This window comes from Streptomyces sp. NPDC001204, assembly GCF_053598035.1.
Map to the genome: position 1 here is coordinate 40748 of NZ_JBSFJL010000040.1, position 15881 is coordinate 56628.

Below are 15881 nucleotides of genomic sequence, written 5' to 3' on the forward strand. Positions count from 1 at the left end.
CAAGAAATTCGCCCTGAGCCATCGCCACTCGACGGAAAGCGAGCGATCACTGCTCCGGCAACACCGGGCCTTGACCCCGAATCCTGGTCAGGGGTTATGCGGCTGGTGCCTGCGTAGTTGATGTTGTTTCGGACGCTGTCTCGTAGGCAGGGCTCCGTCGTTCTCGTAAAACGCCCCGGTTACTGGGTGATCTGGCAACTTGTGGCGTTTCGCAGCCGCTTGGTGGTCCGCGCGCCGGCCGGCCCGAAGGCAGACGAAGCCCCCGGGCACCCTCCGACGCCCGGGGCAGCTCACCCGGCGCTCAGAGTCGCGCGGCCCGCACCGACCACTGGCAATTGCCCTCCGAGACGAAAGTGATCAACCCGCTGGTGGGCAGGAAGAAGCGCCCGCCGTCCTCGCCGGTCCCCTCCAGCCAGTCCTTGAGATCCGTGCCCATCCGCTCGGCCTCCCGGACGGTGATCTCCTGGCACTTCCAGCACAAGGAATCGACGTAAAGAGAACCGCCCAGCTGGTGGTCGCAGACGAACGACAGCTGCCAGTCCCAGCCGTCTTCGGCGTCCACCTCCACCTCGAAGAGGCCCGGCACGGCGTCGAACCGGTAGAGGACGTCCGAACACTCCCCCAGGTGCTCCCCGGTGAACACCGCTGCCTCCCCCAGCGGCAGCATCCGCATCGACCAGGACAAGGGCTCGTCCCCCTTCGACTGGACCTTCACGTGCGTAGTGTTGACCGGCAGCAAGAGCCGCGCTTCACAATCTTCCTGGACGGAGTACAGGTTGGGCGGCGCATTACGGGTGGCACCGACACCCCTCTCCTGTCCATGCAGGACAAACTCGCCCTCGCCGCGCTTCACCACGTGCAGCAGCGCAGGCCGGCCGGCCTCCGGCCGCTCCACGGCTAGGCGGTAATTCCGGCTGTGATCACCGGTGTGGACAAACTCCCCCTCCGGGAACCCCGGCACCACCCTGGCGTCCGCACCCATAACCCCCCACCTCTCCCCCGCGTCGTTTCCTACCAGAGAGCCGACTCTACGTCAGCTCGATAACGCTTCGCGGTTGGCGGACTCTGGGGGAGCACGGAGACAAGTACGGGCTTCCAGGATCATGAAGTGCCGAAGTCCCTGATCACCACAACGGAAGACCGTGCGTGCCTGCTCTGCCTTCATCACCCATCCCCGCCGGGCTGGGACAACTCGTCGGCGCAGCCCCTGCCTGTCACAAGGACTTGACCGGCCTCCTGGACCGGTTCCGCCGCTTACCTGACCCACGCCGCCGTCAGGGCAGACGCCACCCCCTGGCCTTCGTCCTGGCCCTGGCCGCGTGCGCGGTCCTGGCCGGCGCGAAGTCGCTGACCGCGATCGCTGAGTGGGCCGCTGATGCTCCCGACCAGGTGCTGTCTTGGTGCGGCGGTACCCTGCGCGATCCGGACCGGCCCTTGTCCGCACCGAGCGAAGCGACCGTCCGCCGCCTACTGCAACGTGTCGACGGCGATGCGCTCGACGTGGCGATCGGCGCCTGGCTCGCTGTTCGCTCCGCTGCCTTGCGCACCGCCCACCTGGGCGAGTCATCGCAAGGCCGCCCGGCCCGCATCGCGGTCGCGGTGGACGGCAAGTCGCTGCGCGGCGCGGTGCGCCCCAACGGCCGCCCGGTCCACCTCATCTCTGCACTGCGGGGCGACGGAGTGGTCCTCGCTCAGCGCGAGGTCGCCGCCAGAAGCAACGAGATCACCGCGTTCCGGCCACTGCTCGCACCACTGGACCTGGCCAACACGGTGGTGACCTTCGACGCCCTGCTGACCCAGACCGACCACGCGACGTTTCTGGTGGAGGAGAAGCAGGCGCACTACATCGCCGTGGTCAAGGCCAACCACCCCACCCTGCATGCGCTGCTGAAGGGCTTGCCCTGGAGGGATGTGCCACTGATGGACAAGACCCGCAAGACCGCCCACGGGCGGGACGAGATCCGGCGGTTGAAGGCCGCTACCGTCTCCGGCCTGCCCTTCCCGCACGCCACCCAGGCTCTGCAGATCGTCCGCCGCCGGCGAGCCGTACGCACCGGAAAGGTGTCGATCGAACGCGTCTACGCGGTCACCAGCCTGGCTGCGCATCAGGCAACCGCCGCCGACCTGGCCAAACGCGTTCGAGGACACTGGGGCATCGAGAATCGGGAGCACTATGTGAGGGATACGACGTTCGGGGAGGATGCATCACGCATCCGCACCGGAAGCGCGCCGCGAGCGATGGCCAGCCTGCGGAACCTCGCCATCAGCGCGCTCCGCCTGACGGGGTGGGACAACATCGCCGAGGGCCTGCGACACCACGGTCGAGACATGGTCCGGCCCCTGGCCACCCTCGGGATTACATGACCAATCCGGACACACCGCGAGAACGACAGAGCCCTGGTCTCGTAGGCGATCGTGCTGCGGTGCCCGAGGCGGGAGTAACGGCGTCGGGTGTTGTAGCCGTGCAGCCAGCGGAACGCGTAGAGGCGGGCTTCGCGCTTGCTGGACCAGTTGTCGGCGTACACGCGAACGTGGCTCTGGCAAAATTTTCGTAGCCGGAGATCATCTCGGTGGTCCCATGGTCGAACGATCCGCGGAACGGCGGAGGTGGGCGATCAGGGCGACGCAGTGGCGGAGGAGGGGGACTCCGGCGCGTCCTCCCATCAGGTGTTTCTGGAGCTCCAGGTCGGTGATGCGGCCCTCGTTGACGCCGGAGTTGTAGGGGCTGGCGATCCCTTGAACGACAGCCTGCGAGACGAAGTCCCGAGTGTGGACGGTCACGTAATTCCCCAGGTGGCCCTGCACACGGAAGCCGCCCGGGGCATGCCTGCATTCCCCGTGCGAAGACCGCCACGGTCCGGGCACTGGATTCCTCAGCGATGCGGAAGGCTCGGATCGCGGTCTCGCCGCGGTTTGCGGCCTACTCAAAGAGTCAGGGCACGACCACGATCACGTGCAAGGTCCGTGGTCCATGGACGCCTTCGACCCGGCTGAGCTCGATGTCGCTGGTGGCGCTGGGGCCGCTGATCCAGGTCTGTGGCCGGAGCGGGTCGAGTCGGTCCATCGCATCGGGTACGTCGGCCACGACCTGGTCGGCACGGACCACACAGACATGGAGGTCGGGCACGAGCGACAGCGCACGGCGGCCTTCTCCGGGGCCATGGGTGAGCACCAGCGTGCCGGTCTCGGCGACTGCCACTGTCGCTGCGGTGACGACCGCGTCGAGAGCGTCGAGTCCTGACGCGGACTGGCCGATGTCGGCCACCGCGCCGGGTACCGGCCAGCCGAATCCTTCGGGCAGGATCGTCGAGGTCGCCCCGGCAAGCGCGGCCAGGATCGCCGCAGCCACCTCGGCGTCCTGGCACCGCGTCACGGTCGCGCGGTAGTCCTCGACCCGCTCCACGAATCGGTCCAGCAGGTCGGGCGCGGCAGGTCGGCCGGGCACTCTGGCCGGCGGCGCGCCCACCGGGGGCCCGGCCGCGACAGCGCGCCGTACGGCGCCGAGGATGTCGTCGCGGGCGTTCACGCGCGGCCTCCGTTCGTGCGCTTCCACCAGCGCCGGAACGACTCCGCGGCGGGGGCCGGCAGGTCCCGGTGTGTCGTCCAGTTCCTGCCAGGTCCCGGGGCTGCGGTGATCGCCGGCCGGCCCTGCGCGGTCAGCCGGCCTCGGCGGGCGATCAGGCGACCGCCGATGGCCGCGAGGCGTTCCAGGCGGCGCAGCCGGCCGGATCGGCCAAGGGCCCAGGCGGCGCCCTTCATGGCGGCGGACTCGCCGCGATGCCCGGCAGGGGCGGCCCGGTGGGCGTCGACGACCTGCGCCCGCAGGTCGACCAGAACCGACGGGATGTCGATGCGGACCGGGCACACCTCGAAGCAGGCGCCGCACAGGGTGGAGGCGTACGGCAGCGAGTCGCTCTGCTCGTCGACGCCGACGCCCTTGAGCAAAGGGTTGAGGATCGCGCCGATCGGCCCAGGGTAGACCGAGCCGTAGGCATGTCCGCCGGTGCGCTCGTAGACGGGGCACACGTTGAGGCAGGCCGAGCAGCGGATGCAGCGCAGCGCCTGGCGGCCGAGCTCGTCGGCCAGCGCGCGGCTGCGCCCGTTGTCGAGGAGCACGACGTGCATGTGCTGCGGTCCGTCGCCCGGGGTGACGCCGGACCAGATCGAGGTGTAGGGGTTCATGCGTTCCCCGGTCGACGACCGCGGAAGCAGCCGCAGGAAGACGTCGAGATCGGACCAGGTCGGCACCACCTTCTCGATGCCGACGACGGACACCAGCACTTCCGGCAGGGTCAGGCACATCCGGCCGTTGCCCTCGGACTCGACGACGACGAGAGCGCCGGTGTCGGCGACGGCGAAATTCGCGCCTGACACCGCCATGCGTGCCGAGAGGAACTTCTCGCGCAGGTGCAGCCGGGCGGCCTCGGCGAGCCGGCCGGGGTCGTCAGTCAGGTCGGCGGGTGCGGGCCTGCCGACCAGGCCCATCTCGCGGGCGAAGATGTCGCGGACCTCGGTGCGGTTGCGGTGGATCGCGGGCACCAGGATGTGGGAGGGGAGGTCGTGCCCGAGCTGCACGATGAGCTCGGCCAGGTCGGTCTCCCAGGCGCTGATGCCTTGTGCGGCCAGCGCCTCGTTGAGGCCGATCTCCTGGGTGGCCATCGACTTGACCTTGACCACTTCGTCGATGTCGTGGCTGCGGGCGATCTCGGCAACGATCGCGCAGGCCTCGTCGGCATCGCGGGCCCAGTGCACCGTGGCGCCTTGGGCGGTGAGGGACTCCTCCAGCCGGAGCAGGTGCTCGTCGAGGTGGCGGAGCGCGCGATCCTTGATCACGGCCCCCGCGAGCCTCAGCTCCTCCCAGTTGTCGACCTCGGCGACCGCGTCGGCCCGCTTGCGGCGGATGGTGCCGGTGGCGTGGGCCAGGTTGCGGCGCAGCCGGTCGTCGGCGAGCGCCTCCTTGGCTGCGCTGGGAAACGCCGGCATGCCGACGAACGTCCCGGTCACGAGGCCCTCACCATCGACTGCGCGGCGAGGACCTCGGCCAGATGCATCACCCGGATCCGGGAGCCCCGGCGGGACAGCAGTCCGCCGATGTGCATCAAGCAGGAGGAGTCACCAGCGACGAGCACCTCGGCACCGGACGCCTCGACGCAGGCCACCTTGTCCAGGCCCATGGCGACCGAGACGTCGGCGTTCTTGACCGCGAAGGTGCCGCCGAAGCCGCAGCAGGTTTCGGCCTGCGGGAGTTCGACGAGCTCGAGCCCCCGCACCGCCCCCAGCAGTCGCGTCGGACGGTCGCCGACGCCGAGCATCCGCAAGGAGTGGCAGGTGGGGTGGTAGGCGACGGTGTGCGGGAAGACCGCACCGACGTCGGTGACGCCGAGGACATCGATGAGGAACTCCGAAAGCTCCAGCACGCGCGGCGAGATGCCGACGACGGCCGCTGCCAGGCCGGCGTCGCGCGACCGGCGAGCGACGATGGCGTGCTGGTGCCGCGCGGACCCGGCGCACGACCCGGAGGGAACGACGACGTGGTCGTAGCCGGCGAACGCGTCGACGAACGTCCGCACGACCGGCACTGCCTCGTCGAGGTACCCGGTGTTGACCATCGGCTGGCCGCAGCAGGTCTGCGCCGCGGGGAAGTCGACGTCGACGCCGAGGCGGCGGAGCACGGTGACCACCGCCTTCCCCGCGTCGGGGAACAGCGCGTCGTTGAGGCAGGTCGCCATGACCGCCACTCTCATCGGTCCCACCGTCCACTCTGCGCCGTCTGCGTCCGGGCTCTGCGTCGCTCACTCATCGTGGCTTCCTTCATCGTGGCTCCCTTGCCGGCGGCGTTCCCGGGAGCAGGGCGCGAGACCGGCGTCGGCGACTGCGTGCCGCAGGAACTGCAGCACCTTTTGCGTAATTTCCCAGCGCAGTTGAGCTGCCGGCAGGACGACCCAGTAGCGGCCTGCGTACGAGACCTCATCCGGAAGCACCCGGACGAGGGAGGGGTGTCGGCCGGCGATGAACGACGGCATCACCGCGATGCCGACCCCGGCGAGCGCGGCTTCCTCATGCACCAGCAGGTTGTTGGACTGCAACTGAATGACGTTCGGAAGCATCGGCCTCAGGGCCTCGAAGTCCGGAACGGCGGCGAGTGGGTCCTCCTCGTACCAGCACAGCACGTGCTCGTGCAGGTCCTCGATCCGGCTGATCTCGGGGTGGCGGCGGAGGTAGTCACGGGTTGCGTAGAGCCCGATCTCGTACCGGGCGAGCTCCTGAGATCGGACGCGGGGCGATGTGGGCCTGGTCCGGACCACCGCGACGTCGTACGAAACACCCTCGCGGCTGGCCAGCGACGCCACGGTCACGATCCGGAGGACGGCCCGCTCCTGGGTGATCGCGCGCCCGCACCGTGGCGCCAGCACCGCCGCGGCGAACCCGTCCGGAGCCAGGATGGTCCACTCCTCCGGGACCGGGACGATCGGGTCGCCTTTAGCGAACGCATCCGTCCCGAGGGACACCAGACGGGCAGCAGGCAAGAGGCCTTCGCCGCTCGGCGTGAGTCTCCACCCCGTACTGGTCCGACTGAAGAGACGCACGCCGAGAGCCTTCTCCAGTCGGCCGATCCGGCGGCTCACCGTCGTATGGTCGACCCCGATCTCCTGACTCGCACGGACCAGGGTCTTCGCCTCGGCCAGGACGTGGAAGTACCGCACGTCCTCCGCATCCACACTCATGCCGGTTCCGCGGTGGGCCGGGTGACCGGCGGGCCGAAGCGCAGGCCCTCAGCGTCCGGGAGCTCCGGCAGGGCGATCACGTCGAAGGTGGGCAGGCCGAGTTCGAGGAACTCCGGCGTCACGTCCGGGGGCGCTGCGCGCAGATCGAGTACGCGGTCACCGTCGGGGACAACGGGAATCTCCTGGCCTGGACAGCCGAGGCGGGCGATACGCATGATGCCTTTCCTGAAAGCCTTGCTGAAGACTTTCCTGAGAGTTGGTTCAGCGGTACGTGCCGGTCGAGGCACGGAGTTCGGTGACGGTCGTCGCGGCCAGGTCGCGGCCCCGTGTCTCGGGTCCGAGGGCCACCGAGGCGCCGCCGACAACACAGGATCCGATGACGAACAGCGCGACGCCCCAGGAGCGGTCTCCCGCCGCGGCGACCAGGGCGATGGCGATGAGCGGGGTCAGTCCACCCGCGACGGCGCCGGCCACCTCCCGGTACAGGGCAAGCCCAGTGAAGCGGGAGCGCGCCGTGAACAGCTCGCTGAAGTAGGCGGCCTGCGGGGCGAACATGCAGCCCACGCCGATGCCCATGCTCACCACGACAACCAGGGTCACGGCGAGCGAGGTGTGCACGTGGTCGATCACCCAGAAGTACGGGAAGGCAAAGACGGCGGAGAAGAGGGTTCCGGCCAGGGCCACCGGCTTGCGGCCGATGCGGTCGGTGAGCCGACCGAACAGCGGCAGCGACACGGCCGTCACCGCCGTGCCGACCGTGACCGCCACAGGTCCCGTGGAGCTGGACAGTTGCAGGGTGTCGGTGAGGTAGGCGGTCAGGAACGTCAGGTTCAGATACGCGACGACGCACTGCGCGGCCTGCAAACCGAACACGACCAGGCCGGCCTTCCATTCGTGACGCACCACGTCCCGCACCGGCGAGACCTCCGCCGTCTTTGAACGCTCCTGTGCCGCCTTGAACGCCGGGCTCTCCGCCAGCCGCAGCCGGATGAGCAGAGCCACGCCGATGACCACCACGCTCGCCGCGAACGGGATCCGCCATCCCCAGGCCAGGAACTGGTCTTCCGGCAGCTGCGTCGCCAGCGCGAAGGCACCCGACGCCATGAGGATGCCGATGTAGACGCCGGCGCCGGGTGCTGCGCCGAACAGGCCGCGCCGTCGCGGTTCGGAGAACTCCACGGCCAGTACGGCGGCCCCACCGTACTCAGCACCGGCCCCCAGCCCCTGGATCGCGCGCAGCACCACCAGCAGGATCGGGGCGAGCGCGCCCACCTGCTCGTACGTCGGAACGAGCGCCATGCCGACGGTCGAGGATCCCATCACCAACAGGGTGAGGACCAGGACGCGTTTACGGCCGAACAGGTCGCCCATGCGGCCGAAGATGACGCCACCGAGCGGCCGCACGAAGTAGCCGACGGCCAGCGTGCCGAACGACGCAAGCAGCGACGCCGTGGAGTCGAACGACGGAAAGATGATCTTGTTGAAGACGAGGGCCGCCGCGGCGCCGTAGAGGTAGAAGTCGTACCACTCGAGGGCGGAACCCACGAGCGAGGCCAACAGGACTCTGCGGCGGTGCGCGGCCGCCGTATGGACGGGCTTGACCGTGGTCAGGGTGAACATCGTCGTCCTTCGGAGTGCTGGAACGGACAGCGGGACGGGACCGGTGTCGTACTGGGTGTAGGCAAGCGACCTGGGCGCGGGGCAGGCGACGCGTCGGTCGTCGAACGCGTCGCGGTCCCAGGCGATACCGAGACTGGGCTCGGAGGGGGCATGCTCGAGCCCGTCGGCGATGCGCAGCTGACGTGCCGTCACGGCACGCAGTTGGGAGATGTACTCGACGTAGCGGGCGTTGGGAATGGCCGCCGTGAGGCTGACGTGGATCTCCATCAGGAAGTGCGGGCAGACGTCGACGTTGAGGCCTCCGCAAGATGGGTGACCTTCAGCCAGGGTGTGATGCCACCGGTCCGTGCCACATCGGGCTGCACGATCCTTGCGGCCCCGCGCTGCAGGTACTTCACGGAAGTGGCCGAAGGAGTACATGGACTTGCCGACCGCCACCGGCACGGTCGTCGCGGCAGCGAGGCGCTCGTGCCCGGCCGCGTCGCCAGCGGGCAGCGGCTCCTCGAACCAGCCCACGTCGTACGGTTCAAGGAGAGCCGCGCGACGTACGGCCTCGGCGGCGGTGAAGGCCTGGTTCGCGTCCACTATGACTCTCACCCTCGTACTCACGTGGAGAGACGCCCAGTCGGCCCCGATCTCGCGACTCCGAGAGGCGGTCGCTTACAGCGACTGTGCGCCGTCGACGACCAGGGTCACGCCTCGGATGAAGTCGGCGGCCGGCGAAGCCAGGAAGCCGACCGCTTCGGCGATGTCACGGGGTACGGCAAGTCTGCCCGCCGGTATGCCGGATCGATACGACGCCAGATCGCCGACGATCTGCCTGTCGTTCGGAACACCGAGCTCCTCCCACTGCCGACGCTGCATCTCGGTGTCACACGACCCCGGAGCGACGGCGTTGACGCGAATGCCATCGGCCGAGAGTTCCAGGGCCAGACATTCGAGCATCATCTTGGTGGCTGCCTTGGTGGCGCAGTAGGCCCCCAGGTCGAGACGCGCCTTGTGGGCGCAGTTCGACGTGATCGCGATCAGCGAACCCCGCCCCTGGGCGCGCATGTGGGGGATGTGCGGACGGAAGGTGTTGAGGACCCCCACCGTATTGACCTGGAAGTGGCTGACCAGGTTGTCGACCGGGTCGCTTGCCAGGCGACCGGACACGCACCTGCCGGCGTTGGCGACCACGGTGTCCGCCGGACCGCCCAGCTCCTTGGCCAGTGCCAGAGCTGCCTGTTCCATGGCGGCGGCATCGCTCACGTCGCACGCAACGAAGGCAACGCGGCCGTGCAGCCGGCCCGAGGGCTCCTGCCGGTCGATCACCGCGACACGGCCTCCGTCTTCAAGGAGCTTCTCGGCAATCGCCTGCCCGATCCCCTGACTGCCCCCGGTCACGATGCAACGCATCGGTTCATTGGTCATCTTCGTCTTCCTTCCACGCTTTAATGTGTGCGTCGAGCACGGCTGCCGCGAGCTCGCCCGGTCGCGCCGCATCCCCGATGCGGATCGTGCGCGCTCCGGTGACGCGGAACGCATCGTCGGGCCGGGGCTTACGCAGGTCATGAAGCAGGAGGTGGTGGAGCCTGTCGCTCTTCATGAGCCGCTTCGGCAGCGGGACGACAGACAGGACACGGATAAGGACGCGGAAGAGGAGGCCAAGCCCGGCCACGTAGCCGGCGCCCCTGGCGTCGACCACGACATCCACGTCGGAGCGCCACGCGGCTGGGGGCTCCAGCTCTCCCGGCGGGGAAAAGGTGACCCCGGCGTCGACAGCTTCCTCCCACAGCCCGTCGAAGTAGCGGTGCATCCGCTGCCGGTCCGGGCGGTAGCCGTTGAACGCGGGCGCGGCTGCCGCCCTCCAGGTCCGGTCCTGCGCGACGACGTACACCTCGTGCCCCGCACGGGCTGACTCCAGCGCGTAGGTCAGACCGGCTGGACCGGCGCCGAGGACGAGCCGCCGTTGCGTCGCAGTTCGTGCAGCGGGCCTGTCGGCGGTGGTCACCGTGGGATTCACCGCGCAGGCGAGCTGTCCACCCGAACGCATGGTGCGCACGCAGTGGTTGCACGCCAGGCAGGCGCGTACGCGCTGGTGCTGCTGGGTCTTGCGCGCCCAGTGCGGATCGGCGATCTGACCGCGCCCCACGGCGACGAAGTCCGCCCAGCCCTGGGCGAGGGCGTTCTCGGCGACGTCCGGGACGTTGAGTCGTCCGACCGCGATCACGGGAAGCCGCGTGCGTGCCTTGACCGCGCGCGCCGCGTCGAGGAAGACTCCGTCCTGGTACGGCATCGGGGGGATCATGATCTCCGGGTCGACCGACTTGTAGTGGCCCCCGGTGACCGATACAGCGCAGACGCCTGCGTCCTCCAGTTGGCGGAGCAGGTCGAACGAGTCGTCCAGCGATTGGCCGAGCGCGTAGTACTCCTGACCGCTGAACCGGTAGCAGACGGGGATCCGGACCGCGGCGACGACCCGTCGCACCAGCGAGGCGATGAACGCGTACCGATCCGCTGCGTCGGTCAGTACCCGGTTCTCGTCCGCGCTGGTGAGCTGTGCGAGGAGATAGCCGTGGGCGCCGTGGAGCTCGATGACGTCGAAGCCTGCGTCCTCGGCTCGTCGGGCTGCTGCCACATGGTCCACGACCAGCTGCTCCAGCGTCTGATCGTCGAAGAGGTCCGGGTGGTTCGTGTAGCGCCCCGCCTCGTAGACGGGCACCGGACCCGGCGTGACGCCCATGGGCCGCCCGCCCCGCTCTGCCGGGAGCGCCCGGGCGCCGCCGTGTCCCAGCTGGATGCCGGCACGGGCACCCTCTGCTTGGACGGCCTCGGCAAGGGTGCGCAGTCCCGGCAGGTACTCGTCTGCGTCGATACCCAGTTCGCGGGCCCGGTGCCGGCCGTGTCGCTGAGGGGAGGCCATCTCCACCATCACCAGGCCGCAGCCGCCCCGGGCGCGCTCCCGGTAGTAGCTGACGAGTTCCGGCGTCACCTCGCCGGATGGGTCCGCCAGCCGGGTGGTCATGCTGGGGAGTACGACCCGGTTGCGGACCTCGATGCCGCCGATCGCGCTCGGGCTGAAGAGGTGCGGGTAGGACATCGCTGTTACCCGATCCCGGCGTCGGCGCAGGCCGCCTTGAGCGTGGCAAGCTCAGTGGCGCCGACCTCGACCAAGGGGCGTCGTACATGCGTGGTATCCCGGGGGATCCGCCCCAGGAGGCCGAGGGCGGCCTTCATCCGGTTGTGCTGGTCGAAGAGGGGTTCGGCGTAGCAGGCGACAGCGAGCGGGTAGATGCGGTCCCAGACCGTACGCGCCGCGGCCAGGTCGCCCGCCCGGACCGCTGCGAGGAGCCGGCCCTGCAGGTCGGCGACCAGGCTGCCGTGGCCGCTGAGGATACCGTCGCTGCCCACCAGCAGGGAGGCGAAGAGGGATCGGCTGAAGCTGCTGAGAACGGAGACTTGTGGGGCTTCGGTCTTGATCGTGCGCCAGGTGTCTTCGTACTCCACGATGTCGTAGGACCACTCCTTGATGGCCGCCACGTTGGGGACGGTCCGGCAGATCTCCAGGGTGGTCGCAAGCGGCAGGGCCAACGGGCTGCCGACCGGGTACTTGAAGACGATGAGGGGGACGTCCACGGCCTCGGCGACGGCTTCGTAGTGCGCACGCTGCGATTCGGGGCGCATCTGCGACCCTCCGGCGAAGACGCCAGAGGGGAACACCAGCAGTGCCTGGGCGCCGGAGTCGACCGCTCGCCGCGCCTCGGCGGCGGCCCGGGTGCTGCCGTCGTCGTAGACCCCGGCTACCACGCCGATGGACTCGGGGACCACCGAGACGACATGCTCGATCATGCGCAGTCGCTCGCTCTGGCTGAGGGTCGCAACCTCGGAGGCGTGTGCGGTGGTGGTGAGCCACGTGACCCCTGGTATTCCTGCAAGCCATCTGAGGTGGGTGGTGAGCGCATCCCAGTGGATTTCTCCGCTCGTCGACATCGGAACAATGTGCGCGGGAATGAGGCCGTTAATCGAAGAGGGCGAGACGTTCCGGGCCACAATGCCACCTTTCCAATCGATCCGGGGGAACCGTAAAGAGGAGCACGAAGAGCGCACAAGCAGCGGTTTTGCAAACGGCTGTGCGTTATTGCAGATTTCGCAGATCAGCGTGGTTCGCGTCTGTGCGCAGGCCGGCCGGGATCGCGGCCCGGGCGGGATGCCGTCGGGCCGTTCACAGCGAGCCGGGGGGTGCCGGGTCCAGCCTGATCGGTGGTCCGGACCCGGGCAGTCCTGCTGGTGCGGTCGGGGTTCGGACGCGGGGTTCCGCTACGACCCGCTAGGCCATTTCCGTCTCGGCCTCTACCGGGGTCACCTCGTGCCCGCGCCTGCGCTGCGAGCGCGTCTGCCGCATCTCCTGCTCGAGGGCAATTGCGTCGGCGCCCTCGGGCATGGCGGGAGCCGGCAGTCGCCAGATCAGTGGGAGCTTGTCCTGGACCACACGGCGGTAGACGTAGAGGACGACGGACAGCAGGAGCACGGCCACTGCCACGAGGGTGTTACGCACACCTCCGTAGCCGATGAGGCCGGGATTCAGGACGCCGATCACCGTGATGAACGAGTTGAACGCCAGGAGTCCGGCCACGACAGGGATCCATGCTCGACCCCGCCGGATCGGCCGCGGCCAGTTGGGGCGGTCCTTGCGCAGCAGCAGGAAGGCCGACAGGCCGAGGATGATCGCGAGGAGGTAGCCGAGGTTGCTCGCGAGCAGAATGCTCACCGGCGCGCCTACGAGCACCATCACGGTCGCGTTCAGGAGCACGTCCAAGGTCAGGGACCGGCCCGGCACGCCCCAACGGTTCACCCAGTCGAGCTGCTTGATGGTCAGCCCTTCCTGGGCAAGCCCGAAGAGGGCACGTCCTCCGTCGGCGGTCGTGGAGATGATGGCTATGAGTAGCGACGACGAAATGACAACGGTTCCGATCCAGCCGCCGCCCCCGAATGCCTTGTCGAATGCCACCGAGACGTAGGTCACGGGGTTGTCGCGGACCACGCCCTCGCCGAGGCCGCCGGCGAGTACGGTCGGAACCACGACGAAGAGCACGATCATGAACAGCGAAATCCGTTTCATCGCCTTGGAAGTGTCACTGGCCGTGTTCTTGTATTCGGGTGCGAAGGAAGCAACGATCTCTGCCGCGTAGACCGCCCAGGCGGTCACGTACAGCACGACGACGACGGTTCGCCAGTCTCCCTTGACGAACCAGGACATGTTGCCGGCAGACCAATGGACCGAGGGGCTGACCAGGCAGGCCACTGTGACCACGGCCAGGCCGGAAATGACGAGGAGTCCGAGGACCTTGTTCACCGTCGCGCCAAACTTCAGCCCGAAGTAGTTGAACGCCCAGGCGAACAGCATGGCACCGAGAGCGAAGATGTGTTCGAGCCCGAGGTGGTTGCCGAAGACGCTGAAGGCCAGATCGCTGCTCGGGAACCAGGTCGCGGTGATGAGCTCGCCGAATACGACGGCTGCCATGGAGATCGACAACGACCACCCCAGCCAGTAGCCGAATGCCGCGATCGCGCCGAGCGGCGCGAAGTACCGCTTCCAGCCCTCGATCGCATAGCGGGCGACCCCTCCGGAGTCGCGCGGAAACATTGCCGCCATCTCGGCGAAGACGAAGCACTGCAGGAAACTGACGACGGCCCCGACGAACCAGACCGTGATCGCGGTCCAAGCGCCGACGACTCCCAGCAGATAGCCGAAGGTCACGAACAACCCTGTGGGCAGCGTCAGAGCCAGCGCCATACCGTCGCGCCAGGTGAGCGTCTTGGCGAGCCTGTGGCGGCCAGTTGCATTCGCGGTCATACAGAAGTCCTTCTGTGGTGAATGTGCTGTTGCTCGGCCGGTCGGCGGCTTGGTGTGGGGAGGTTACGCGGCAGACCTGGCGGCGCGTCCCCGCGTCGAGGCCCGGGGACTGGGTGGGCACCCGGATCCGAGGACGTGTTCGTTCCGCCTGCGTGGGCGCCGGCGGCCAGGCCGGCGCCCGCTTCCGGACGGATCCGGATGCGGCGGCCGAAGACCTGTGCTCGGAACTCCCGGTAAGCGCGGACGCCGGACCCGGAGCCGTCCCTCGGACGTCCTCCACGGGACGCTGGACGCGAGGGTCCAGCGACTCCCCCACGCGGTGACCCCGGGCGCGCTCAGGTCCTCGGTCCGACCGGGGGTTCCATCACTGCGCTTTCCTCCTTCTTTCCTATGTCCTCTGCCTGTCGGAGTTCTTTCGCGGCCGGGCCGGCGCCCGGTCGCCGGAGATACCAGCCCGGCACGGCTCGGCCGCTGCGGACCGCCTACTTGGCGATGTGGATCACACAACTGTCGGTGAACTCCAGCAGCCCGTCCATCCCGAACTCGACGCCGAGACCCGACTGCTTACGCCCACCGAACGGGACGTCGGGTGCAACCGCGCAGTGCGTGTTCACCCAGACCGTCCCGCTCTCGAGGCGCTGAGCGACAGCGGCGGCACGCTCCACGTCGCTGCCCCACACCGAGTTGCCGAGGCCGTACTCGGTTGCGTTGACCCGCTCGACCACCTCGTCGAGGTCCTCGTACTTCAAGACGCTGCGCACCGGAGCGAACGTCTCCTCGGCGACGAGCGGACTGTCGTCGCCGATGTCCCGGACGACGGTGAGCTGGACGAAGTATCCGGGCGCGTCGACCAGGTTCCCTCCGGCGATGACCTTCCCGTCACGCGCTGCGAGGTCGAGCGCCTTCTTGGCGGCTTCTAGCTGCCTTGCGTTCTGCAGCGGGCCGAACTCGTTGCCGGGATCGAGGCCGGGGCCGATCTTGGCGTTGTTCGCCAGACGGGCGAGCTCGTCGCAGAACTCGTCGTACTGCGAGGCGTGCACGAAGATCCGCTTGATGTTGATACAGACCTGGCCCGAGTTCCAGAAGGCGTACTCGAAAATACCCCTGGCGGCCTGCGGGATGTCCGCGTCATCGAGCACGACGGCTGCGTCGTTGCCGCCCAGCTCCAGGACGACTCGCTTGATGGTGCCGGCGCCACTGGCCATCACTTTGCGGCCCGCGGCGGTGGACCCGGTGAACGAGACCTTGTCGACTGCGTTGTGGGCGCTCAGGTACGGCCCGAGGTCGCCGCCGTCGCCCAGCACGTTGACCACCCCTGCGGGCACCAGATCCTGGACCATCTCGGCGACGAGCATCGCGTTGAGAGTAGGTCAGGTACAGCGCACACGACCCGCATACGCACGCTCGGTGTTCACCGAACAACCCCGCGACCGCAGCGACGCCAGATAGGCGGTGGCCTGCGGGTGCAGGGCGTAGGTGCCGGCATCGACCACCACCCACCGCACCCCACCATCGGCAGAAATCGACCGGAACGCCAAGAAGCCAGGAGCCACGTGCCGAACGTAACTCCCACCCAGACCATCGGTGCCGGGCTCCCCCGAACACCCCTCCGCTGCAGGTCGAGGCGCGTACCATATGTCCCCCACACCCAGGGCACCCCCAGATAAACAGAGACCCTGCAGCCGACTCCTTGGCACTGG

General features: G+C 68.7%; 14 protein-coding genes. 1 reads left to right on the forward strand and 13 read right to left on the reverse strand.

All coding sequences use genetic code 11. The features are described from left to right. Positions 1 to 301: 301 nt before the first annotated feature. A complete protein-coding gene (locus ACWC91_RS36225; RefSeq protein ID WP_281155375.1) occupies positions 302 to 982 on the reverse strand; it encodes a hypothetical protein in 681 nt (226 codons plus the stop codon). A gap of 242 nt (positions 983 to 1224) precedes the next feature. Between ACWC91_RS36225 and ACWC91_RS36230 the strand changes: the two genes are divergently transcribed. Continuing rightward, positions 1225 to 2364: an ISAs1 family transposase gene (locus ACWC91_RS36230; RefSeq protein ID WP_281155374.1), complete on the forward strand. Its 1140-nt coding sequence runs from the start codon at positions 1225 to 1227 to the stop codon at positions 2362 to 2364. A 198-nt stretch (positions 2365 to 2562) separates the two neighbouring features. Here the strand turns inward: ACWC91_RS36230 and ACWC91_RS36235 are convergent, their stop codons facing one another. The 12 genes from ACWC91_RS36235 to ACWC91_RS36290 all read right to left on the reverse strand — a co-directional run bounded on the left by ACWC91_RS36235 (position 2563) and on the right by ACWC91_RS36290 (position 15536). Next, positions 2563 to 2781, reverse strand: a complete 219-nt coding sequence (locus ACWC91_RS36235) for a hypothetical protein (RefSeq protein WP_281155373.1) — start codon at positions 2779 to 2781, stop codon at positions 2563 to 2565. Positions 2782 to 2932: 151 nt separating this feature from the next. Then, the gene (locus ACWC91_RS36240; protein ID WP_281155372.1) at positions 2933 to 3526 is read right to left on the reverse strand and encodes a LutC/YkgG family protein; all 594 of its coding nucleotides are present in this window, start codon (positions 3524 to 3526) and stop codon (positions 2933 to 2935) included. Next, the gene (locus ACWC91_RS36245) at positions 3523 to 5004 is read right to left on the reverse strand and encodes a lactate utilization protein B (protein ID WP_281155371.1); all 1482 of its coding nucleotides are present in this window, start codon (positions 5002 to 5004) and stop codon (positions 3523 to 3525) included. Before ACWC91_RS36245 ends, ACWC91_RS36240 begins: the two co-directional genes overlap by 4 nt. After that, the gene (locus ACWC91_RS36250) at positions 5001 to 5744 is read right to left on the reverse strand and encodes a (Fe-S)-binding protein (protein WP_281155370.1); all 744 of its coding nucleotides are present in this window, start codon (positions 5742 to 5744) and stop codon (positions 5001 to 5003) included. Before ACWC91_RS36250 ends, ACWC91_RS36245 begins: the two co-directional genes overlap by 4 nt. A gap of 48 nt (positions 5745 to 5792) precedes the next feature. After that, positions 5793 to 6725 (reverse strand): LysR family transcriptional regulator, encoded by a 933-nt coding sequence (locus ACWC91_RS36255; RefSeq protein ID WP_281155369.1) that lies wholly within the window; start codon positions 6723 to 6725, stop codon positions 5793 to 5795. After that, positions 6722 to 6940 carry a hypothetical protein gene (locus ACWC91_RS36260; RefSeq protein WP_281155368.1) on the reverse strand — a complete coding sequence of 73 codons (219 nt, stop codon included), beginning with the start codon at positions 6938 to 6940 and terminating at the stop codon, positions 6722 to 6724. Before ACWC91_RS36260 ends, ACWC91_RS36255 begins: the two co-directional genes overlap by 4 nt. A gap of 46 nt (positions 6941 to 6986) precedes the next feature. Then, the gene (locus ACWC91_RS36265; RefSeq protein ID WP_450640713.1) at positions 6987 to 8954 is read right to left on the reverse strand and encodes an MFS transporter; all 1968 of its coding nucleotides are present in this window, start codon (positions 8952 to 8954) and stop codon (positions 6987 to 6989) included. Positions 8955 to 9005: 51 nt separating this feature from the next. Then, positions 9006 to 9758, reverse strand: coding sequence for an SDR family oxidoreductase (locus tag ACWC91_RS36270; protein ID WP_281155366.1), 753 nt, complete (start codon positions 9756 to 9758; stop codon positions 9006 to 9008). Continuing rightward, positions 9748 to 11427 (reverse strand): NADH:flavin oxidoreductase, encoded by a 1680-nt coding sequence (locus ACWC91_RS36275; protein WP_281155365.1) that lies wholly within the window; start codon positions 11425 to 11427, stop codon positions 9748 to 9750. Before ACWC91_RS36275 ends, ACWC91_RS36270 begins: the two co-directional genes overlap by 11 nt. Positions 11428 to 11432: 5 nt before the next feature. Then, the gene (locus tag ACWC91_RS36280; RefSeq protein WP_450640714.1) at positions 11433 to 12434 is read right to left on the reverse strand and encodes a dihydrodipicolinate synthase family protein; all 1002 of its coding nucleotides are present in this window, start codon (positions 12432 to 12434) and stop codon (positions 11433 to 11435) included. Positions 12435 to 12654: 220 nt separating this feature from the next. Next, positions 12655 to 14181 carry an APC family permease gene (locus tag ACWC91_RS36285; RefSeq protein ID WP_450640716.1) on the reverse strand — a complete coding sequence of 509 codons (1527 nt, stop codon included), beginning with the start codon at positions 14179 to 14181 and terminating at the stop codon, positions 12655 to 12657. Between the two features lie 482 nt (positions 14182 to 14663). After that, positions 14664 to 15536: an aldehyde dehydrogenase family protein gene (locus tag ACWC91_RS36290; RefSeq protein WP_450640717.1), complete on the reverse strand. Its 873-nt coding sequence runs from the start codon at positions 15534 to 15536 to the stop codon at positions 14664 to 14666. Positions 15537 to 15881 lie beyond the last annotated feature (345 nt).

What these genes read in the sequence shown, in the direction of transcription:
- ACWC91_RS36225 (WP_281155375.1), bottom strand. Translation starts at nt 982, where the DNA reads ATGGGTGCGGACGCCAGGGTGGTGCCGGGGTTCCCGGAGGGGGAGTTT.
- ACWC91_RS36250 (WP_281155370.1), bottom strand. Translation starts at nt 5,744, where the DNA reads ATGAGAGTGGCGGTCATGGCGACCTGCCTCAACGACGCGCTGTTCCCC.
- ACWC91_RS36255 (WP_281155369.1), bottom strand. Translation starts at nt 6,725, where the DNA reads ATGAGTGTGGATGCGGAGGACGTGCGGTACTTCCACGTCCTGGCCGAG.
- ACWC91_RS36260 (WP_281155368.1), bottom strand. Translation starts at nt 6,940, where the DNA reads ATGCGTATCGCCCGCCTCGGCTGTCCAGGCCAGGAGATTCCCGTTGTC.
- ACWC91_RS36270 (WP_281155366.1), bottom strand. Translation starts at nt 9,758, where the DNA reads ATGACCAATGAACCGATGCGTTGCATCGTGACCGGGGGCAGTCAGGGG.
- ACWC91_RS36275 (WP_281155365.1), bottom strand. Translation starts at nt 11,427, where the DNA reads ATGTCCTACCCGCACCTCTTCAGCCCGAGCGCGATCGGCGGCATCGAG.
- ACWC91_RS36285 (WP_450640716.1), bottom strand. Translation starts at nt 14,181, where the DNA reads ATGACCGCGAATGCAACTGGCCGCCACAGGCTCGCCAAGACGCTCACC.
- ACWC91_RS36290 (WP_450640717.1), bottom strand. Translation starts at nt 15,536, where the DNA reads ATGCTCGTCGCCGAGATGGTCCAGGATCTGGTGCCCGCAGGGGTGGTC.